Origin of the sequence: Pseudomonas sp. Snoq117.2 (assembly GCF_900110545.1) — a bacterium.
GTDB classification, from domain to species: Bacteria; Pseudomonadota; Gammaproteobacteria; order Pseudomonadales; family Pseudomonadaceae; genus Chryseomonas; species Chryseomonas benzopyrenica.
In genome coordinates, this window is the sequence record NZ_FOED01000022.1 from 1 (window position 1) to 19,856 (window position 19,856).

Annotated in this window: 20 protein-coding genes and 1 pseudogene; 14 read left to right on the plus strand and 7 right to left on the minus strand. The window is 64.4% G+C overall.

The features are described from left to right. Together BMZ43_RS27015 and BMZ43_RS24455 are read right to left on the minus strand one after the other, a co-directional pair. Positions 1–278, minus strand: a pseudogene (locus tag BMZ43_RS27015) (transposase); the annotation flags it as partial. Positions 279–319: 41 nt separating this feature from the next. After that, positions 320–541: a pilus assembly FimT family protein gene (locus BMZ43_RS24455; RefSeq protein ID WP_093257440.1), complete on the minus strand. Its 222-nt coding sequence runs from the start codon at positions 539–541 to the stop codon at positions 320–322. Positions 542–1,341: 800 nt separating this feature from the next. On the opposite strand from BMZ43_RS24455, the gene BMZ43_RS24460 reads away from it, so the two are divergent. Beyond that, the gene (locus BMZ43_RS24460; RefSeq protein WP_093257443.1) at positions 1,342–2,025 is read left to right on the plus strand and encodes a class I SAM-dependent methyltransferase; all 684 of its coding nucleotides are present in this window, start codon (positions 1,342–1,344) and stop codon (positions 2,023–2,025) included. 3 nt (positions 2,026–2,028) lie between these two features. Here the strand turns inward: BMZ43_RS24460 and BMZ43_RS24465 are convergent, their stop codons facing one another. Continuing rightward, the gene (locus tag BMZ43_RS24465; RefSeq protein ID WP_093257446.1) at positions 2,029–2,991 is read right to left on the minus strand and encodes a DUF6515 family protein; all 963 of its coding nucleotides are present in this window, start codon (positions 2,989–2,991) and stop codon (positions 2,029–2,031) included. Between the two features lie 78 nt (positions 2,992–3,069). After that, positions 3,070–4,146 (minus strand): aldo/keto reductase, encoded by a 1,077-nt coding sequence (locus tag BMZ43_RS24470; protein WP_093257448.1) that lies wholly within the window; start codon positions 4,144–4,146, stop codon positions 3,070–3,072. A gap of 126 nt (positions 4,147–4,272) precedes the next feature. Between BMZ43_RS24470 and proP the strand changes: the two genes are divergently transcribed. Together proP and BMZ43_RS24480 are read left to right on the plus strand one after the other, a co-directional pair. Further along, entirely contained in the window at positions 4,273–5,724 is a 1,452-nt protein-coding gene (proP, locus tag BMZ43_RS24475; RefSeq protein ID WP_017642711.1) for a glycine betaine/L-proline transporter ProP, read from the plus strand. Between the two features lie 444 nt (positions 5,725–6,168). Then, positions 6,169–6,648, plus strand: a complete 480-nt coding sequence (locus tag BMZ43_RS24480; protein WP_017642712.1) for an Lrp/AsnC family transcriptional regulator — start codon at positions 6,169–6,171, stop codon at positions 6,646–6,648. On the opposite strand, the gene BMZ43_RS24485 is transcribed toward BMZ43_RS24480, so the two are convergent. Both BMZ43_RS24485 and BMZ43_RS24490 read right to left on the minus strand, forming a co-directional pair. Then, the gene (locus BMZ43_RS24485) at positions 6,622–7,473 is read right to left on the minus strand and encodes a beta-carotene 15,15'-dioxygenase, Brp/Blh family (protein ID WP_093257451.1); all 852 of its coding nucleotides are present in this window, start codon (positions 7,471–7,473) and stop codon (positions 6,622–6,624) included. The genes BMZ43_RS24480 and BMZ43_RS24485 overlap by 27 nt on opposite strands. 2 nt (positions 7,474–7,475) lie before the next feature. Further along, positions 7,476–8,168: a bacteriorhodopsin gene (locus tag BMZ43_RS24490; RefSeq protein WP_093257454.1), complete on the minus strand. Its 693-nt coding sequence runs from the start codon at positions 8,166–8,168 to the stop codon at positions 7,476–7,478. Positions 8,169–8,384: 216 nt separating this feature from the next. On the opposite strand from BMZ43_RS24490, the gene BMZ43_RS24495 reads away from it, so the two are divergent. From BMZ43_RS24495 to BMZ43_RS24505, 3 genes are all read left to right on the plus strand, one after another. After that, complete coding sequence (locus BMZ43_RS24495; protein WP_093257457.1) at positions 8,385–8,777, plus strand: globin domain-containing protein; 393 nt, start codon at positions 8,385–8,387, stop codon at positions 8,775–8,777. A gap of 601 nt (positions 8,778–9,378) precedes the next feature. After that, a complete protein-coding gene (locus BMZ43_RS24500) occupies positions 9,379–11,226 on the plus strand; it encodes a 3'-5' exonuclease (RefSeq protein ID WP_093257460.1) in 1,848 nt (615 codons plus the stop codon). Positions 11,227–11,240: 14 nt separating this feature from the next. After that, complete coding sequence (locus tag BMZ43_RS24505; RefSeq protein ID WP_093257462.1) at positions 11,241–12,209, plus strand: DUF4062 domain-containing protein; 969 nt, start codon at positions 11,241–11,243, stop codon at positions 12,207–12,209. A 9-nt stretch (positions 12,210–12,218) separates the two neighbouring features. Here the strand turns inward: BMZ43_RS24505 and BMZ43_RS24510 are convergent, their stop codons facing one another. After that, complete coding sequence (locus BMZ43_RS24510; RefSeq protein ID WP_093257464.1) at positions 12,219–13,136, minus strand: LysR substrate-binding domain-containing protein; 918 nt, start codon at positions 13,134–13,136, stop codon at positions 12,219–12,221. A 107-nt stretch (positions 13,137–13,243) separates the two neighbouring features. Between BMZ43_RS24510 and BMZ43_RS24515 the strand changes: the two genes are divergently transcribed. The 8 genes from BMZ43_RS24515 (at position 13,244) to BMZ43_RS24550 (ending at position 19,854) form a co-directional block, all read left to right on the plus strand. After that, complete coding sequence (locus BMZ43_RS24515) at positions 13,244–14,521, plus strand: MFS transporter (RefSeq protein ID WP_093257466.1); 1,278 nt, start codon at positions 13,244–13,246, stop codon at positions 14,519–14,521. Between the two features lie 368 nt (positions 14,522–14,889). Beyond that, positions 14,890–15,609: a beta-ketoacyl synthase chain length factor gene (locus BMZ43_RS24520; RefSeq protein WP_093257508.1), complete on the plus strand. Its 720-nt coding sequence runs from the start codon at positions 14,890–14,892 to the stop codon at positions 15,607–15,609. After that, entirely contained in the window at positions 15,609–16,376 is a 768-nt protein-coding gene (locus BMZ43_RS24525; protein WP_017642721.1) for a lysophospholipid acyltransferase family protein, read from the plus strand. The genes BMZ43_RS24520 and BMZ43_RS24525 overlap by 1 nt, the downstream gene beginning before the upstream one ends. After that, positions 16,369–16,629, plus strand: coding sequence for a phosphopantetheine-binding protein (locus BMZ43_RS24530; RefSeq protein WP_017642722.1), 261 nt, complete (start codon positions 16,369–16,371; stop codon positions 16,627–16,629). Before BMZ43_RS24525 ends, BMZ43_RS24530 begins: the two co-directional genes overlap by 8 nt. Before the next feature lie 10 nt (positions 16,630–16,639). Continuing rightward, positions 16,640–16,894, plus strand: a complete 255-nt coding sequence (locus BMZ43_RS24535) for an acyl carrier protein (protein ID WP_093257468.1) — start codon at positions 16,640–16,642, stop codon at positions 16,892–16,894. Positions 16,895–16,904: 10 nt separating this feature from the next. Next, positions 16,905–17,477, plus strand: coding sequence for a COG4648 family protein (locus BMZ43_RS24540; RefSeq protein WP_093257470.1), 573 nt, complete (start codon positions 16,905–16,907; stop codon positions 17,475–17,477). Continuing rightward, positions 17,474–19,120 carry an ApeI family dehydratase gene (locus tag BMZ43_RS24545; protein WP_093257472.1) on the plus strand — a complete coding sequence of 549 codons (1,647 nt, stop codon included), beginning with the start codon at positions 17,474–17,476 and terminating at the stop codon, positions 19,118–19,120. Before BMZ43_RS24540 ends, BMZ43_RS24545 begins: the two co-directional genes overlap by 4 nt. After that, positions 19,117–19,854, plus strand: coding sequence for a glycosyltransferase family 2 protein (locus BMZ43_RS24550; RefSeq protein WP_093257474.1), 738 nt, complete (start codon positions 19,117–19,119; stop codon positions 19,852–19,854). Before BMZ43_RS24545 ends, BMZ43_RS24550 begins: the two co-directional genes overlap by 4 nt. The last annotated feature ends 2 nt before the right edge of the window (positions 19,855–19,856 follow it).

The window sequence follows — 19,856 nt, forward strand, 5'->3', positions numbered from 1 at the left end:
CAGTTGCACTCCTTGGCAAAGTACGCGGCGGCCTTTTTTAAGATGTCTCGCTCTTCAGTCACGCGCTTGAGTTCTGCGCGAAGCTTGCGCAGTTCGGCTTGCTGCTCATCGTCTTGCTGACGCTGCTCTTGGGGTTTGCTGTAGAGCTTGATCCAGGCGTAGAGGCTGTGAACAGACATGCCCAGGCGCTGGGCAACATCGGCGACAGGATTGCCTTTCTCGGTCACTTGCTTGACCGCTTCGATCTTGAATTCTTCGGGGTAACGCTGACGACTCATGGCACCTCCTATTTGGGCCTCATTATGAGGCTTGGAGGTGTCTACGAAACCAGGGGCGATTCAGTGACACCTACGTTGACGCCGCGAGCCATCGCCTCACTGCGGGCATAAGTCAGAACATTCTGTAGCTCTTCGGCAGCGCCGACGACTCTGTTGGAGCGGATCAACGAGCTGAAACCAGGTACCGCTATCGCAGCAAGGATAGCGATCAAGCCTACGACTATCAGCAATTCTGTAAGAGTGAAGCCTGCGGCCTTCTTCACGCCACATCTGCCTTGTCAATTCCGGACACCCAGGCAATGCTGCCTTTAAGACGGCTGAAAATCAGCAATGGAGAGACATTCGGACGTAAGGACGGGACGACCGGGACGAACCGGACACGCCGTATCCGGCGACTTACACCGACGAAAGGCACGCCCACAGGCCATAAGCATAGCCCGCTATCAATGTGCCAGCTAACGTCTCTGCCTCGCGTTCTCGAGCGCTCTAGCCTAGCGCTTTCAGGCCTGCTCTGCTTAGCCTATTAAGCTGTCTATTACCAAAATATGACAATGAGCAATCCCTGGCTTCGTATGCGACCAAAGGCGTCCTTACACCAGCCGTCGAGCCTTCTTTGCTGTCCCTCGGTAGCCAAGGCTCGAACGGCTGCTCTGACATCGATAAAAAGCGGTAGGCACTCTCTATCTTCGCCAATACAGCCTTTTATTTGAACGAACAAAAAACAATTAAGCTTTAAATTCATTGAATGAACAAAAAAAATCCATAAAAGAATCAGCTTCTCATTCAGGGAAGACCAAATGAATACAAACTAGCCAAGTACCTATAAATTGTTTTAAAACAAGAAGATCACTTGCCTGATGAGATCCATATCAAGCATCCAAATGATCTAGGGGTGTTCTGCTGCGAATAGGAGACAGGTGGCAAACCCCATTACAAAAAAACACGAGCGATAACGAAGCTGCTTACGCTTCGCTCATTGGCATGTACTTTCCACCATCGGACACCGCTCTGAGTTAGCTCCGTAACGCCCCTGCTTTCATCTACCGACAATGACAAGGCCGCTATGCACGACTCGAAGAAAATCGATTATTCGCTAGATACCGCCGACACGTCCGCACCGCACTCCGCGCTGGACAATGCCGCCATCATTTCCGCCTACCGGCGCTGGGCCAATGTCTATGATCGAGTGTTTGGTGGCGTCTCTGCGCCCGGTCGCAAGCGGGCGGTGGCGGCGGTCAATGCCCTGGCGGGTACCCGGGTGCTGGAGGTCGGGGTAGGAACTGGTCTCGCCCTGCCGCACTATGGCGCCGACAAGCGCGTCACCGGGATCGATCTCTCGCCGGACATGCTGGCCAAGGCGCGGGACCGGGTCGCGCGCGACGAGATCACCACGGTGGAGGCGCTGCTCGAAGCCAATGCCGAGGAAACCGGCCTGCCCACCGGCTCTTTCGATATCGCCGTGGCCATGTTCGTAGCCTCCGTGGTGCCCAATCCGCGCAAGCTGATGCAGGAGATGCGGCGCGTGGTGAAGCCGGGCGGCCACCTCTTGCTGGTCAATCACTTCCAGGCCGAGAGCGGCCTGCGCCTGCTGGCGGAAAAGACCCTGGCACCGGCCTCGCGCAAGCTGGGCTGGCACCCTGACTTCGCCATGGACTCCATCCTTTCCCGCGAAGACCTGCGCCGCGCCAGTCGCAGCAGCGTGCCGCCCTTTGGGCTGTTCACCCTGGTGCAGCTGACCAACGACTGAGCGCTACTCCACCCGATACCCACGCCCCGCCAGGCAGGCGGCCAGGGCCTGGCGGAAGCGCTGGGTCAGGTAGGGATCGCCGACCGCACCGGGTCGCTCGGGATCGAAGCCCGACTCGCCAGCGGCGTAGCGGCGGCAATCGTAGCGATCCGTGGCGTAGCGTTCGGGCGGCTGGCCCTGCAAGGGATAGGCAGTGACGTCATAGGCATCGTAGCCGGTCCCGGCAGGCGCTGCCATCGTGGTCGGTACTGCAGCGACGTTGGGATCGGCGACAGTGACGAAGCCGCCGCCCGGATCGGTGCGGTAATAGCTGCCCGCGGCGAAATAGTAGGTGGTGCCGCCCATCCACAGCGTTTCGGCAAAGGCCGGCAAGACGCTGACGCGTACCCCGGTCGGCGGCAGGGTCACCACATAGCGCGGCCCCTGGGGCCGATACCAGTAGCCGTCGGCATAGTAATACTCACTGTCCCGATACCAGACGCGGGTGAAACCGGCCGGTACGCCCGGCACCTCGAAACCGGGTCGCCACTGGGGATTGGCGCCCCAGCCAGGGCGCGGGCCGGACCAATGCGGGTCCCGCTCCGGTCGTGGGGGTGGTGGCGACGGATAATTCCGACCGGGCTGGTCAGGCGCCGGCATCATGTAGCCTGGACGCGGCAGCGGGACGGGGCGGTCTTGCCAGGCCGGCTGATAGCCTGGTCGCGGTGCTGGTGGATCGTTGCGCTCCCAGCGCTCCAGGGCTGGACCATTGCCGCGTCCGGGCGAGCCGCCATTCCAGTCACCCTGACCGCGGCCCTGCCAGCGCCCAGCATTGCCTGGGGGAATGACGGGTGGCGGCTGGGCGCCCGGCGGCGGATTCACATAGACGCCGCCCAGGCGATAGTTGTTATCGGCCCAGGCGGGCGCGATGCTCCAGAGCGAAACGCCGGAGAAGACAAGCGCGAACAGCACGGCAGGCGATTTCATCGCACGGCTCCACGAGGGGATGGCCCAGAGTACCCCAAGGCTTGGACCCTCCCCCAGCCCGGCCGTTAGCCGCTCGCCCTATTTGTCGCGGCGCTGTTCTAGGGTCTTGCGCTGCTCGGCCAGGAACGGCTGCTCGGCCGGATCCAGTCGATCCATCCCGGCGACGATGCGGTGCCAATAGGGATACAGCGGCTCGCGACGGGTCGCCGCCTCGATCCGGGCGAACTCCTCTGCCGTCAGCGCCAGCTCCATGGCCGCCAGGTTGTCGTGCAGCTGGGCCTCGCTGCGGGCACCGACGATCAGGCTGGTGATGCCCGGGCGATCCCTGAGCCAGGCCAGGCAGACCTGGGCTACCGAGACGCCATGGGCATCGCCCACCGCGGCCAGGGTCTCGATGATGTCCAGGGCGCGTTCGGGATCGTGTACATAGGGCTCGGGCCAATCGCTGCCCTGGCGCGTCCCCTGCGGCGCAGGCTTGCCGCGGCGGGTCGAGCCGGTCAGCAGACCTTCGCCCATGGGGCCCCAGACCAGGGTGCCGACCTCCTGGTCGAGGGCCAGCGGCAACAGTTCGTACTCCGCCTCGCGGGATTCCGGGGTGTAATAGATCTGCTGGCTGACCGGCTTGATGAAGCCGTGCAGCTCAGCCTTGCCGAGGGTCTTCATCATCTGCCAGCCGGTGTAGTTGCTGGTGCCGAAGTAGCGCACCTTGCCGCTTTGCACCAGGTGGGTCATGGCCTCCAGCGTCTCTTCGATGGGGGTGACCCCGTCCCAGTTGTGCAGCTGGTAGAGATCCAGGTGATCGGTGCCCAGCCGGCGCAGGCTGCTCTCGCAGGCGCGGATCAGGTGATAGCGCGAAGCGCCGCTGTCGTTGGGGTCGTCGCTCATGGCGCTCCGCCCCTTGGACGCCAGCAGGATGCCGTCGCGCTTGTCGCCCAGGGCCTGGCCGACGAGTTCCTCGGCCAGGCCGTAGGAATACAGATCGGCGGTATCCACCAGATTCACCCCGGCGTCGAAGGCGATGTCGAACAGCCGCCGCAGGGTGCGCAGGTCGATGCCCCCGCACTTCTCGAATCCATCGCGACCACCCACCTGCAGGGTGCCGAGGGCGAGTTGGGAAACCAGCAGGCCGGAGTGGCCGAGCGGACGATATTGCATGGAACCTCCAAGAGTTTTTACCGATAAAGGGTCGACTCCAGGCGTGTTCGGCAAGTTTCAACCGCACAGGAATCGCACTTACAGCGGTCCGCTTGGGTCTATGGCCCCACGCAAGGAGGAAAACACATGTCGAAACACCATCATCACGTTGGCTGGTTCAAGCGTCGCCATGAGGTAAAGCCGGACGACCTCACCATCGTCGACAATTCCCTGGTCAAGCGCGCCGTCGGCGCCGCCGCCCTTGGCAATGCCATGGAGTGGTTCGATTTCGGCGTCTATGGCTACCTGGCCGTGACCCTTGGCAAGGTCTTCTTTCCCGACGGCGATGCCGCCGCCCAGCTGATCGCCACCTTCGCCACCTTTACCGTGGCCTTTCTGGTCCGCCCCCTCGGCGGCATGGTGTTCGGCCCCCTGGGCGACAAGTACGGTCGCCAGAAGGTGCTGGCCCTGACCATGATCATGATGGCCCTGGGCACCTTCAGCATCGGCCTGATTCCCAGCTACGAGAGCATCGGCATCTGGGCACCGGCCCTGCTGTTGCTGGCGCGCGTGGTGCAAGGCTTCTCCACCGGGGGTGAATACGGCGGCGCGGCGACCTTCATCGCCGAATACGCCACCGACAAGACCCGCGGACGCATGGGCAGCTGGCTGGAATTCGGCACCCTGGCCGGCTATATCGCCGGCGCGGGAACGGTCACGGCGCTCACCGCGGCCCTGACCCAGGAACAGTTGCTCGACTGGGGCTGGCGCGTGCCCTTCTTCATCGCCGGTCCCCTCGGCCTGCTCGGCCTCTACATGCGCCTGAAGCTGGAAGAGACTCCGGCGTTCAAGGCCCACACCGAGGCCAACGAAGGCAAGGCCGCGGACGGTCCGGCGCACAGTCTGCGCGAGCTGTTCACCCTGCATCGGGTCGCCCTGCTCAAGTGCGTCGGCCTGGTGCTGGTGTTCAACGTCACCGACTACATGCTGCTGACCTACATGCCCAGCTATCTGGCGGTGACCATGGGCTACGCCGAGACCAAGGGTCTGCTGCTGATCCTCATCGTCATGGTGGTGATGATGCCGCTCAACATCCTGGGCGGTTTCTTCAGCGACCGGTTGGGGCGCAAGCCGATGATCATCGGTGCGTGCGTGGCGATCCTGGTCCTGGCGATTCCCTGCCTCAAGCTGATCGGCAGCGGCCACGACTGGCTGATCTTCCTCGGCCTGATGCTGCTGGGCATGGCCCTGGCCTGCTTTACCAGCACCATGCCGTCCACCCTGCCGGCGCTGTTCTACACGCCGATCCGCTACAGCGCCCTGTCCATCGCCTTCAACATCTCGGTATCGCTGTTTGGTGGCACCACTCCGTTGGTCACCGCCTGGCTGGTGGAAAAGACCGGCGACCCCCTGGTGCCGGCCTACTACCTGATGGCTGCAGCGGTGATCGGCATCCTGACCATGCTGACCGTGCGCGAAACCGCCGGCCAACCCCTACGCGGCTCGCCACCCTCGGTAGCCAGCGAAGAAGAGGCCAGGGAGTTCCTCGCCAGCGACGCCCCCCTGACCGTGGACAAGCAGCCGCCTGGGCAGGCGTGAGTTTCACGGATTGCTCGCGGCCGCTCCTACAGGCATATACCGCTGTAGGAGCGGCCCATGGCCGCGATGCTCTTCCCCCTTACCCAACCTTCCCCAGACGCCCTCCCCGCCCCCCAAATCCCACGCAAAAGAAAAGGGGAGACCTTGCGGCCTCCCCTTGAATTCGTTGTCCTCTCGCACCGCTCGTGACGGTGGCTGCGATCGACCAGGAATGGTGACCTGGGCGGGCCCGGGCGCGGCGGACGGGATACCGTCGTTGGCGATGCGAAAGGCCCTCCTGGGGCGCCTTCGTTGGACAGCTCTACCGGGCTATCGAAGTTGAGTTCAGCTTACGCCCCTGCCGCCGGCAGAGGTTTGCGTTATGCGCACTCTTTCCTGCCTCTTGCGCAATTCATGGCTATAAACCTAGGATTGGACGCAACCCGATAGCGCAAGGCATGCAAAATGGACAAACTCGATCGCTTCGATCTGAAAATCTTGGCAGAACTGCAGCGCGACGCGCGCCTGTCCAATCAGGAACTGGCCGAACGCATCGGGCTATCGCCCTCCCCCTGCTCGCGACGGGTCAAGCAACTGGAAGACAGCGGCTACATCACCCGTCAGGTCGCCCTGCTGGATCGCAAGAAACTCGGCCTGTCGCTGACCGCCTTCGTCCTCATCGGCATGGACAGACACACCCCCGAGCGCTTCGAGAACTTCCAGGCCATCATCGCCCAGTGTCCTGAGGTGCTGGAGTGCTGCCTGGTCACCGGCATGGATGCGGATTACCAGCTCAAGGTGGTGGTGCCCGACATGGAGCACTACCAGCAGCTGCTGCTGGGCACCCTGACGCGCATCGAGGGCGTTTCCAGCGTGCGGTCGAGCTTCGTGCTCAACCAGATCCTGGCCAGTACCGAACTACCGCTCAACCACCTGCGGTCCTGAGCGCGGCGCGGCTTCGACGCTGGCGTCGAGAAAACGCGGCAGCACCAGCATGTGCGGTACGGCGAAGGCCGCCAGCACGGCGAACAGGGCGCGGATGCCGGTACGCTCCTGCAGCAGGAACACCAGGCCACCGGCCAGGGTAAACAGCGCAGCGCCCAGCAGGATCGGCCACGTCAGACGCAGATAGGTCTTGAAGGTGGGCGCCCCCAACAAACGTTGTCGCGCCCCGGTTTGGGGCGCGGCGTGCAGCAGATAGAAGCCCAGGGCGAACCCCACCAGCGGCGGCGCTAGCACCACGGCCAGCAGCGTCACCGCCAACCTGGGGCAACGTTGCTGCCAGGCGGCCAGCAACAGTACCGGCAGTGCCAGCAGCCCACCCAGGGAGAGCACGCGGGCCAGCCAGTCTGCGAGGGCCAGAGAAGCAGTCGGACCCATTGCCAGGCCCAGCAACCGGGCGACGGCGGCTTCGTGCACCAGCGCCGGACCGCCAAGGATGAACAGCCCCAAGGCCAGCGAGGTCAGCCGATTGGGAAACAGCTCGTCTTCATGGGCGAAATGCCAGGCCGAGAGCAACAGGAACAGCAGCAGCGCCGCCGTGCCTGCCCATTGCCAGCAGAGCAGACAGGCCAGGGCCGTCGCCAGATAGCAGCCGAGAAAGGCGAGGCGCCGCCCGGGTGCAACCAGACGCAGATCACTGGCGCCATGCAGCAGGCCCAGACCCAGGCCTACCACCAGGGCGTAGGCCAGTTGCCCGGCCCCGCCCGCCAGGCTAGCGAGCCCAGCGGTCAGTACCAGCGCCAGCCAGCCTCGCCCGGTCTCCTGCATCTTTAGACGCCGGTCCGCGCCAGGGCCGCGCGCAGATTGCGCTCGGAGGTGAAGGCATAGACCACCTTGGCCAGCACGTCGAGGATCAGGAAGACCCAGACCGTGGCGGCATCGCTCACCGCCCAGACGCCCTCCGGCCCCACGGCGAAAACCACCGGATAGATCAGCCAGAGCACGCTGAGGAAGCCGACATTCTTGCGATAGGCCGCGCCGATCGCGGCATGCTGGCCGGCTAAGGCCGCCAGCGGCTTCCACAGCAGATAGAGCACCCCGACAAAGGCCGCGCAGGACCAGGCGAAGAACACCCACTTGATGGTGCCGTACGGTGCCAGAGAGGCCACCAGACCGGTCACGATCATTACCACGTCGAGGGTGACGATGGAAGCCACAAAACCCGCCTGGCCTTCCTGTTCACGGGCGCCCAGATAGGCCGAACTCACCACCCCGGCCAGCAGCAACGGCGTGGTGAAGGTCCAGTCCAGGTAGCGGGCGACGTAGGTGATGCTGCCATCCGGCTTGATCAGATTGCCGACCCCCAGGTACATGGCCAGATAGGCCGTGGCGGCGATGAAGGGCACGGCGGCGTGGACCAGGGTATGACCGCGCAGCGGACCGCGGTGCGCACCCTTGGCATAGATGGCCAGGGAGGCGAGCGACATGATGACGAAGCCGATTAGCAGAGGGGTCTGACTCATGGGGTTCTCCAGGGGGACGATAGGTGCGCACTGACGGGCCAGGCCCTCTGGAGTAGGGGTTTCTCGGCGACCGCTGCGCTTAAGGTAGAGAAGCCGCAGTGTGAGTTGGTTCAAAATGTTTCAGAGAGTCGCGCGCCGTCCCCCTTGATCGGGATCAAGACGTCCTCAGCAGCGCTCGGGCAGGCTGCGCCGTTTCGTGCCCACCCAGGAATTCGCATGCTGCCGGCCCAGAACGTGATGCTGAGCTACGGACGCTGCTGCGCCAGCCCCGCCTTCTTCGATGATTTCTACCAGCGCTTCCTGGCCAGCTCGCCCCGGGTAAGGGAGAAGTTCGCCCATACCGACATGGCCGCGCAGAAGCTGCTGTTGCGCCACGGCATCATGAACCTGGTCCTGGTGGCCCGCGGCATGCCTACCACCAAGCTGCGTCAGCTTGGCGAAAGCCATTGCCGCGCACGGCTGGACATCGGCCCCGAATTCTACGACCTCTGGGTCGACTGCCTGCTCGCCACCCTGACCCAGCACGATCCTGACTTCTCTCCCGCGCTGCGCCAGGAATGGCAAGGCGTGCTGGAAGCGGGAATCGCGGTGATGCGCAGTTACTACTGAGCAGGGCCCTGATTGTTGGGCTTCGCTCCGCTCTGCCCAACCTACGAAACCCGTAGGTTGGGCAGAGACAGCTCCACCGTCGAAGCCCAACACCCCAAGGTACCCCAACTCCACCCAAACGCCCCCTCTCCCCCAGGGAGAGGGCCGGGGTGAGGCAAACCAGACCTCGTAGGTTGGGCTGAGACAGCTCCATCGTCGAAGCCCAACACCCCAAGGCACCGCACCTCATCCAAACGCCTCCTCTTCCCCGGGAGAGGGCCGGGGTGAGGGCAAACCACACCCCGTAGGTTGGGCTGAGACAGCTCCATCGTCGAAGCCCAACACCCCAAGGCACCGCACCTCACCCAAACACCCCCTCTCCCCCAGGGAGAGGGCCGGGGCGAGGGCAAATCAAACCCCGGACAACCGCTATACCCACCCTAAAACAACTCAATACCGGCCACCTGCCAGCCACCATCGGTCGGCCAACTCGGCCAATCGCCCGGCAACACCCGTCTCACGCTTTACCCGCCGCACCTGCCTGACTAACGTATGACGAAAGGACTTTTGTGCGACAGATCACGGTTTATCCGCCCTGCCCCACACCACGGATGGATGACCGATGGCCCGCTTCTTCCCCGCTCGCAGCCAGTGCCAGTTCGATACCCCCGGTGAACGTCACTTCGCCGAACGCTTGGAAAAACTGCTCGAAGACGACTACCTCTGCTGGAGCAACGTCCCGGTCGGCCCCAAGGCGCGCTATCCGGATTTCGTCGTACTGCATCCGCGTCGCGGCATCCTGGTGCTGGAGGTCAAGGACTGGAAGCTCGCCACCCTGGAATCCGTCACCCCGGGCAAGGTGCGGCTGCATACCCAGGACGGCCTCAAGACCGTGGCCAATCCCCTGCTGCAAGCCCGCTCCTACATCCTCGAAGTCGACCTGCTGCTGAAAAAGGACCCGCTGCTGCGCCAGAGCGCCGGCTCGCCCCATCCGGGCCAGCTGATCATGCCCTGGGGCTGGGGCGTGGTGCTCACCGGCATCACCCGCTGCCAGTTCGAGCAGACCGACCTGGCCGACGTCCTCGATCCCCAGCGCATGCTGTTCCAGGACGAAATGACCGAGTCCGCCGACCCCGAAGCCTTCCAGCAACGCCTCTGGGACATGTTCCCCCACGTCTTCCCCTGCGCCCTCACCCTGCCGCAGATTGACCGGGTGCGTTATCACCTCTACCCCGAGGTGCGGGTCAACAGCCAGCCCGGCCAATTCGGCCTGTTCGACGCTGCCGAGGCGCCGCTGCCCAGCCTGATCAAGGTCATGGACCTGCAGCAGGAACAGCTGGCGCGCTCCCTGGGTGACGGCCATCGCGTCATCCACGGCGCCGCCGGCAGTGGCAAGACCATGATCCTCGGCTATCGCTGCGTTCACCTGGCCAAGGTCTCGGTCAAACCCATCCTGGTGCTCTGCTACAACAAGTCCCTGGCCGGGCGACTGCGCCAGGTGATCGAACAGAAGGGCCTGGGCGAACGGGTGGTGGTGCAGAACTTCCACGCCTGGTGCGCCGAGATACTCACCGCCTACCAGGTGGACAAGCCGGACCACCGCCTGCCGGTAGCGGCAAAGATGGAGCAGTACGTGCTGCGCACCATCGAGGGCGTCGACCGCGGCCAGATCCCCCGCGGCCAGTACAGCGCCGTGCTGATCGACGAAGGCCACGACTTCGCCCCTGAATGGTTCCAGCTGGTGGTGCAGATGGTCGACCCCAGCACCCAGTCCCTGCTGGTGCTCTATGACGACGCCCAGGCCATCTACCGCGGCAAGGGCGGCAAGAAGGCGCTGGACTTCAGCTTCGCCAGCGTCGGCATCCAGGCCCAGGGCCGCACCACCATCCTCAAGCTCAACTACCGCAACACGGTGGAGATCCTCGCTGTCGCCCGTGCCTTCGCTACCGAACTGCTGACCAGCCGTGACGCCAGCGAAGACGGCGTGCCCCTGATCGCCCCGGAAAGCGCCGGCCGCCGCGGTCCCTTCCCCGAACTCATCCAGTGCGGCAGCGACCGCGAGGAATGGGACCTGCTCATCGCCCGCATCCGCGACGAACAGGCAAACGGCCGCCAGCTCAGCGACATGGCCATCCTCTATCGCAGCACCAGCCAGGCCTACCAGGCCGAATACGAACTCAAGAAGGTCGCCATCCCCTACCGTTCCGGCGCCAGCAACAAGGGCCGCGCCCAGCTCTACGACGCCGAGGACAGCCTGAAGATCGTCAGCATGCACTCCAGCAAGGGGCTGGAATTTGGGCTAGTACTGATTCCGGGGTTAGGCGAAATGCCCAAGCAAGGCGAGCCGGAAGCGGACGAGGCGCGGTTGCTGTATGTGGCGATGACGAGGGCGATTGATCGGTTGGTGATGACGTATCAGAAACAGTCTATTTTTTCCAAAAAGATACAATCCAAGCTAAACAATAAATAACCAGGGAAGATCAAATGAAAAAGAAACTACAAGTATTCGTATCCTCTACTTATGAGGATTTAAAAATTGATCGTCAAGCTGCTGTCAGTGCAATCCTAAAGGCAGGTCACATCCCTGCCGGCATGGAGCTATTCACATCAGGCGACCAATCACAAATGGATACTATACGTCGCTGGATAAATGAATCAGATGTATACATGCTAATTTTAGGCGGAAGATATGGGAGCGTTGAGCCGACCACCGGGGTAAGTTATACAGAACTCGAATATGATTACGCCCTTGAGCAGGAAAAACCTTTATTTTCAGTTGTAATAAATGAAAAAGCACTTGAAGAGCGTGTCAAGACCCATGGAAGCAGCGTTCTTGAAAAAGACAACCAAAAACAACTAAAACTATTCAGGGAAAAGGTTCTTTCAAATATTTCCTCCTTCTTTACTGACGAGAAAGATATCAGGCTTTGCGTTTATGAAAGTCTTTCTGATTTTTCAGCGAACAGAGAATTAAAAGGATGGGTTTCTTCTGATGAAATAGTTGATTCTCAATCTTTGGTAGATGAAATATCCCGACTAACAGATGAAAATAACAGCTTAAGACAAAAACTATCAAATGCAGAGGCAAAAATTAGCAAACCTGCAAAAACAAGCACATCTAGCACACTCGAAGAGACTTTAGAAATACTGAAAGCTATTGAGGTAAAAATACCTGAAAACCTTACTGAAGATGGACAAGAAAGAAAAACAACATTACTCGAAATTTTCAAATCGCAAAAAGAGTCATTCATTACCGGAGTAACAAACAAAGCCAATGGCGGAGCAGCCATGTCATTCCTCTACTACAATGTCGCCCCTAAGCTTCAAATCCACGGACTAATGGTGAATGAAAAAGTTGCGGGCGTCATGTGGCGGCGGTTCTCAATAACACAAAAGGGAGTAGAACTGCTGGCCTACCTCGATAAAAAATCATTACAAAAAGATGACAATTAAAACTAGTAGCTAAGGAAGTCCAACAAGGTCTAACGGCAACATAGTTGTAGACGTTAACAACTCCACAAACGCCTCCGCCTGCGGCGACACCTCATCCCGGCGTCTCAGCAACCACACCGCCGAAGTCGCCTCGGGATCGTCCAGTTCCCGATACACCAGCCCCTCCATCTGGGTGCGCTGATAGGTGGCGGGTAGCACGGTGACGCCGAGGCCGGCGGCGACCAGGCCGAGGATGATGAGGACTTCGCTGGCCTCCTGGACGATGCGCGGGGTGAAGCCGGCGCGGGCGGCGAGGGTGTGGAGCTGTTGGTAGAGGCCGGTGCCGAAGCTCCGCGGGAAGTAGACGAAGGGTTCCTCGGCGAGGGCGGCCAGGGGCAGCGGCCCGCTGCCTTGCCGGGCCAGCGGATGGTCGTGGCGCAGGGCGACCACCAGGGGTTCGCGAAAGAGTTCGACCGCGACGAGCGAGTCCGGCAGTTCGATGGGGCGGATCAGGCCGATCTGCAGGTTGCCGGCGAGCATGGCGTCGATCTGTTCACGGCTGCTCATCTCCTGCAGTTGCAGGCGCACCTCGGGATAGGCGCGGCGATAGGCGAACAGGGTCTTGGGGATGGTGGCGACGAAGGGCGAGGAGGCGCTGAAGCCCACCTGCAACTGCCCGGTCTCGCCACGGCCGGCACGGCGGACCCGTTCGGCGGCGCGCTCGCTGGCAAGGAGGATCTGCCGGGCTTCGTCGAGAAACAGCCGGCCGGCCTCGGTGAGGGCGACGCGTCGGTTGGTGCGCTCCAGCAGACGCGTGCCCAGCTCGGTTTCCAGGGCCTGGATCTGCTGACTGAGCGGTGGCTGGGAGAGATTCAGACGCTGGGCAGCGCGACCGAAGTGCAGCTCTTCGGCCACCGCCACGAAGTACCTCAGGTGGCGCAATTCCATGTTGTCCCCATTGAGTCGTAAAACCTATCAATCGAGACGGACAATATATTGGATATATGGCAGCTGCCAGCCTAGGGTGATGAGGTCAGACCTGCCCTGAGGTACCCGTGAATACGTCCCGGTCGTCCGCAACGCCCCCTTCCCCGCCGCTGGAAACCCGCCCTGCCGCCAATGAGCCGCAGCACGCGCCGGACGCCTTCATCGAAAAGGGTACGCCGCAATTCCTGCGCACCGCCCTGGCGCTGTTCTGCGGCGGTTTCGCCACCTTCGCCCTGCTCTATTGCGTACAGCCGCTGATGCCGATCTTTTCTCAGGCCTTTGGCCTGACCGCCGCGGCCAGCAGTCTGTCGCTGTCCCTGGCCACCGGCCTGATGGCCTGCGGCCTGCTGGTGACCGGGCCGATCTCCGATGCCATCGGCCGCAAGTCGGTGATGGTCTATGCGCTGTTCGCCGCCGGGGCCTTCACCCTGCTCAGCGCCCTGATGCCGACCTGGGACGGCATCCTGGTGACCCGTGCCCTGGTTGGCTTATCGCTGGCTGGAGTGGCGGCGGTGGCCATGACCTACCTGGCCGAGGAGGTGCATCCCGAACACCTGGGCTATGCCATGGGCCTCTACATCAGTGGTAACGCCCTGGGCGGGATGTCTGGCCGGGTGATCAGCGGAGTCCTGGTGGATTTCGTGTCCTGGCGTATCGCCCTCGGTGCCCTGGGGGTGCTGGCGCTGGTGGCGGCGGTGCTGTTCAAGCGTAGCCTGCCGGCTTCGAAGCGCTTCCAGCCGCGGCCCCTGCGGCCACGCAGCCTGCTCGCCGGCTATGCCCTGCACTTTCGCGATGCCGGCCTGCCCTGGCTGTTCCTGGAGGCCTTCCTGCTGATGGGCGCCTTCGTCACCCTGTTCAACTACATCGCCTATCGCCTCTTGGCCGAGCCCTACCACCTGAGCCAGGCCTGGATCGGCGTGCTGTCACTGGTCTATCTGGCGGGGATCTACAGCTCGGCCAAGTTCGGCAGCCTGGCCGATCGCTTCGGTCGGCGGCGGGTGTTCGCCGCCGCCATCGTGCTCAAGCTCTGTGGTCTGCTGCTGACCCTGTTCACGCCGCTGTGGCTGGTGCTGCCAGGCATGCTGCTGTTCACCTTCGGCTTCTTTGGCGCCCATTCGGTGGCCAGCAGCTGGGTGGGTCGGCGCGCGCGCCAGGCGCGTGGCCAGGCATCGTCGCTCTATCTGTTCAGCTACTACGCCGGCTCCAGCGTGGCCGGCACCCTGGGTGGCTTCTGCTGGCACCTGGGCGGCTGGACCGGTGTCGGTCTGTTCATCGGCGCCCTGCTGCTCGCGGCCCTGGCCGTGGCGGTCCGGCTGTCTAGGTTGCAGCCGCTACCAGCGGCGTGACGCCAGGGCTCGACCGCTCCCTTGAGGTTGAAAAGCCTCTGGAGCGGTCCCATGCAGCCATGATCGCGATAACCATCAGCGACAGCTTCACCTTTACCTTCACCTCTCTTGCCCAAATCACCGCTTCCACTGCCGCTCGTCGCACGGAGCGGCGTTTCGTGCCCTGAAAAGGGGCTCTCTACCTCCCGCCACGCTAGCCTGTCCCTGGCTTCGCGGCGCGACTGTCACCTCTTCGCAAAGTTCAGACAAATGTTTGCCTAGGGTGGGAGCCGCTTGGATAATGCGCGCCGAACGCTGCAATACCCTGCTCATCAGGGATAGATGAAACGGCAAGCACGTAAGGCTCCGGGGTAGATTCGGCTGTGAACATGCACTTCCAGATTAGCGATTGGCGCGCCTGGGCGCCTGGTCTTGGCGACCAGGACGCCTGGCGGCAGTGGTGCGCCGCGCCCTGGTGTCCGGCGGACGACGGCAGCCAACCCGATGCCAGCTTCCTGCCGGCCATGCAGCGCCGCCGCCTGAGTCGCCTGGCACGCATGACCTTCCAGGTGGCCTGGCCGTTGGCCGACGCCCATGGCGAGCCGCTGCCGCTGATCTTCGCCTCACGCCACGGCGAGACCCCGCGCACCCTGGCGATCCTCCAGGAGCTAGCCCGCGGCGAGCCGCTCTCCCCGACCCAGTTCAGCCTTTCGGTGCACAACGCCATCATCGGCCAGTGGTCGATCCTGCGCGGCGATCACAGCGAGATGAATGCCCTGGCCACCGGCCGCGATGGCCTCGAACACGCCGTGCTGGAAGCCTCCACCCTGCTCGCCGAAGGCGCCAGCGGGGTGCTGGTGGTGATCGCCGAAGAGGCGCCGCCTACCCTCTATGCGCCCCAGATCGACGACGTCCCCTTTCCCTATGCCGTGGGCCTGCTGCTCACCCCGGGCAGCAGCCATGGCCTGAGCGGCGCGCCGGCCCCGGCGGACGCCGCGACCAGCGCCTGGCCGCATGCCCTGGAATTGCTGCGCCTGCTGGAAGCCCGCGGTGATCGGCACCTGGCCTATGCCGGGCGCGCCTGGCATTGGCAGGCGGAGACCTGCTGATGACTGGCCGGCTGGACTACGGCTACCGGCTGCTGGCCACGGGGCTCAACTTCGTGGTGTTCGGCTGCGGCGCCCTGGTCTTCCGCTTGCTGATCCTGCCGATCCTGCTGGTGCTGCCAGGCGATCCGCTGCAGCGGCGTCAGCGTGCGCGGCGGGCCAATGCCCGGCTGTTCCGTTTCTTCGTCGCCTTCATGGTACTGACCCGGGTGATGAACCTGCGCATCCAGGGCCGCGAGCGCCTGGGTCGTCCGGGCCAGCTGATCATCGCCAACCACCCCTCGCTGATCGACGTGGTGGTGCTCATCGGCCTGGTGCCCGACGCCAATTGCGTGGTCAAGCAGGGCCTCTGGCAGAACCCCTATCTCAAGCGGCAGATCCAGGCGGCCGGCTACATCAGCAACAACGGCAGCGCGGAGATGCTCGACGAAGCCGCCGACGCCCTGCGCGAGGGCCAGACGCTGATCATCTTTCCCGAGGGCACCCGCACCACCCCCGGCGAGCCGCCGCGCTTCCATCGTGGCGCCGCGGCCATCGCCCTGCGCGGCGCCCGCTGCATCACCCCGGTCACTATCCGCGTGGTGCCCAGCACCCTGACCAAGGCCACGCCCTGGTATCGCATCCCCTCCCGGCGCTTCGACTTCCAGCTGGACGTCGGCGCCGACATCGATCCCTCCACCTTCGCCGGGCGGCCGCTGCCGCTGGCGTCGCGTGAACTCAACGACCAGCTGCACCAGCTCTACCTGAAGGAAACCGGCAACCATGACTGATCTCAACCTTGAGCTCAAAAGCCTGATCATCGAGGCGCTCGGCCTCGAGGACGTCACCGTCGACGATATCGGCGACGACCAGATCCTGTTCGGCGACGGCCTGGGCCTGGATTCGGTGGACGCCCTGGAGCTGGGCCTGGCGATCCAGAAGCGCTACGGCATCCGCATCGACGCCGAAGCCAAGGACACCCGCACCCATTTCGCCAACGTCAACGCCCTCGCGGCCTTCGTGGCCGCCCAGCGCGCCGCCTGAGGAGATCGCCATGCAAAGCCGTGAAGCCATCTTCGAGACCCTGCGCAGCGCCCTGGTCGAGCTCTTCGAGCTGGAGCCCGACCGGGTGACCCTGGAGGCCAACCTCTACGAGGACCTGGAGATCGACAGCATCGACGCCGTCGACCTGATCGACCACCTGCGCCGCCAGACCGGCCACAAGATCGCCGCCGAGCAATTCCGCCAGGTGCGTACCGTGGGCGACGTGGTCGAGGCTGTCTATCGCATCAGCCAGGCGGACGCCTGATCCGCCGCCTATGAGTGCCCTGCCTTCCCGCTCCCCGCTGGGCCTGCTCGCCGCTGCCCTGCTGCTCCTGCTCGGCCTGGCCTATCCCTTCGCCGTGTACTTCGGCCTGCAGCACCTCTCGCCACGGCTGTTCGCCGCCGGTCTGGGCGCCCTCTGGGGCCTGCGCCTGCTGCAACCCGGCCTCAACGGCCTGCAGCGCGGCACCGCCCTGGTCGCCCTGGGCTTCTGCCTGCTACTGGCCCTGAGCGACGCAGCCGTGCTCTTGCGCTGGTATCCGGTGCTGCTCAGCCTCTTCCTGCTGGCGGTGTTCGGCCTGAGCCTGCTGCGCGGCCAGCCGCTGATCGAACGCCTGGCGCGGCTGCGCGAACCCGAGCTGCCACCCCGTGCGGTGCGCTATACCCGGAGGGTAACCCAGGTCTGGTGCCTGTTCTTTCTGTTCAATGCGCTCACCGCCGCTGCCCTGGCGCTCTGGGCGCCGCTGGCCTGGTGGACGCTCTATACCGGCGTCATCGCCTATGGCCTGATGGGCCTGCTGTTCGCCGGTGAATGGCTGGTCCGCCAGCGCGTGCGGAGGCTGCCATGACCTTCACCCCTCTCGCCGACCTGCTGGGCGCCGCGAGCCCGCTGGATGCGGCCCTCAAGCAGCGCGCCCTGAGCCTGGCGGCGGCCTTCCAGGCCGCTGACCTCAGGCGCCTGGCGCTGCACCTGGACGATGCCGAGGACCTGGCCTGCGCCCTGCTCGGCGCCTGGCGCGCCGGCATCGAGGTCGTCCTGCCGGCCGATGCCCAACCCGCCACCCGCGCGCGCCTGGTACCGACGCTCGACGCCTGGCTCGACGATCTTGCCGGCTGGACCGCCGCCGAGCCCCTGGCGCCCGCCGCGCTCGACCTCCAGGCACCGCTGCTGACCCTGAGCACCTCGGGCTCCAGCGGCGAGCCCAAGCTGATCGCCAAGCAACTGTTCCAGCTGGCCAACGAGGTCGCCGCCCTGGAGCGCCTCTGGGGCGAGTCCCTGGGCGAGGCGACCATCCTCGGCAGTGTCTCCACCCAACACATCTATGGCCTGCTGTTCCGCGTGCTCTGGCCGCTCTGCGCCGGGCGCCCCTTCGCCCGCCAGGCGCTGCCCTTCACCGAGGAGCTGCAGCGCGAGACCGCCGCCCTGCTACGCGAGGGTCGCCGTGCGGTGTGGATAAGCAGCCCGGCGCTGCTCAAGCGCCTGGGCGAGAACCTCGATGACGCCATCCTCGGTCAGGTGGTGCGGGTGTTTTCCTCTGGCGGCGTGCTGCCGGAGGCGGCGGCCACGGCCTGCCAGGCGCGCTTCGGCCAGTACCCTACCGAGGTCTATGGCAGCTCCGAGACCGGCGGCATCGCCTGGCGCCAGGGCCCGCAGCCCTGGCAAGCCTTCGCGGACCTGAAGCTGGGCCAGGACGCTGACGGCGCCCTCTGGCTGACCTCACCCTATCTGCCCCAGGGCGTGCGCGAGCAGACCATGGACGGCGTTCGCCTGCTGGGTGACGGTCGCTTCGAACTGCTCGGGCGCCTGGATCGCATCGTCAAACTGGAAGAGAAGCGTATCGCCTTGCCGGCACTGGAAGCGCGCCTGCTCGACCATCCCGCCGTCGCCGACGTCCGCCTGGGCGTGGTGCAGCAGGGTCGCGCCCTGCTCGGCGCCCTGGTCGCCCTGAGCGAAAGCGGCCTGCACCAGTTGCGCAATGGCGGTCGCCGCGCCCTGGTGGCCGAGTTGCGCGAATACCTGGCCGGCCACTGCGAGGCCATCGCCCTGCCGCGCCGCTGGCGCCTGCTGCTGGCGCTGCCCTACAGCGCCCAGGGCAAGCTGGCACAGGCCGAGGTGGAGCGGTTGCTGGCCCAGCCACGTCCGGTGGACATCGAACCGCTCGGCGTCGAGCAGACCGCAGACGGCTGGCGGCTGGAGCTGGAAGTCGCCCCGGACCTGGCGTTCTTTTCCGGTCACTTCCCCACGGCGCCGGTGGTGCCCGGGGTGGTGCAGGTCGGTTGGGCGCAGCGCCTGGCCCGTCAGCACCTGGATCTACCCACGGACTTCGCCGGGATGGAGGTGCTGAAATTCCAGCAGCTGCTGCGCCCCGGCGATCGGGTAACCCTGACCTTCCACTTCGACGCCACCCGCAGCAAGCTGCACTTCGCCTTTCGCCAGGGCACGGCGGCCTGCTCCTCCGGGCGCATCCTGCTCAAGGAGGCGCAGCCATGAGCTTTCGTGCCTGCGCGGTGATCCCGGTGTTCGACCATGAGCACGCCCTGCCGCTGGTGGTCCAGGCGCTGCGCCAGCGCGCCCTGCCCTGCGTGCTGGTGGACGATGCCTCCAGCCCCGCCTGCGCCCAGGTGATGGACGAGCTGGCGACCCAAGCCGACGTCCATCTGCTGCGCCTGCCGGTCAACCAGGGCAAGGGCGGCGCGGTGATGGCCGGACTCGCCGAGGCGCAGCGCCTGGGCTTCACTCATGCCCTGCAGGTGGATGCCGACGGCCAGCACGACCTGGCCGACGTGGCCGCCTTTCTCGCCGAAGCCCAGGCCTATCCCAAGGCGCTGATCTGCGGCTACCCACAGTTCGACGACTCGGTACCCAAGGGCCGGCTCTATGCCCGCTACCTCACCCATGTATGGGTGTGGATCAACAGCCTGTCCCTGGCGATCCGCGACAGCATGTGCGGCTTTCGCGTCTACCCGCTGGCGCCGACCCTGGCGGTGATCCGCGCCGGCGGCCTGGGCAAGCGCATGGATTTCGACCCGGAAATCCTGGTGCGCCTGGCCTGGCGCGAGCAGCCCATGCGCTGGCGTCCGACCCGGGTGCACTATCCGCTGGATGGCCGCTCGCACTTTCGCCTCTGGCAGGACAACGTGCTGATCTCGCGCATGCACACCCGGCTGTTCTTCGGCATGCTGCTGCGCGCGCCGCGTCTGCTCTGGCGCCGGGTGCGCGCGTGAGC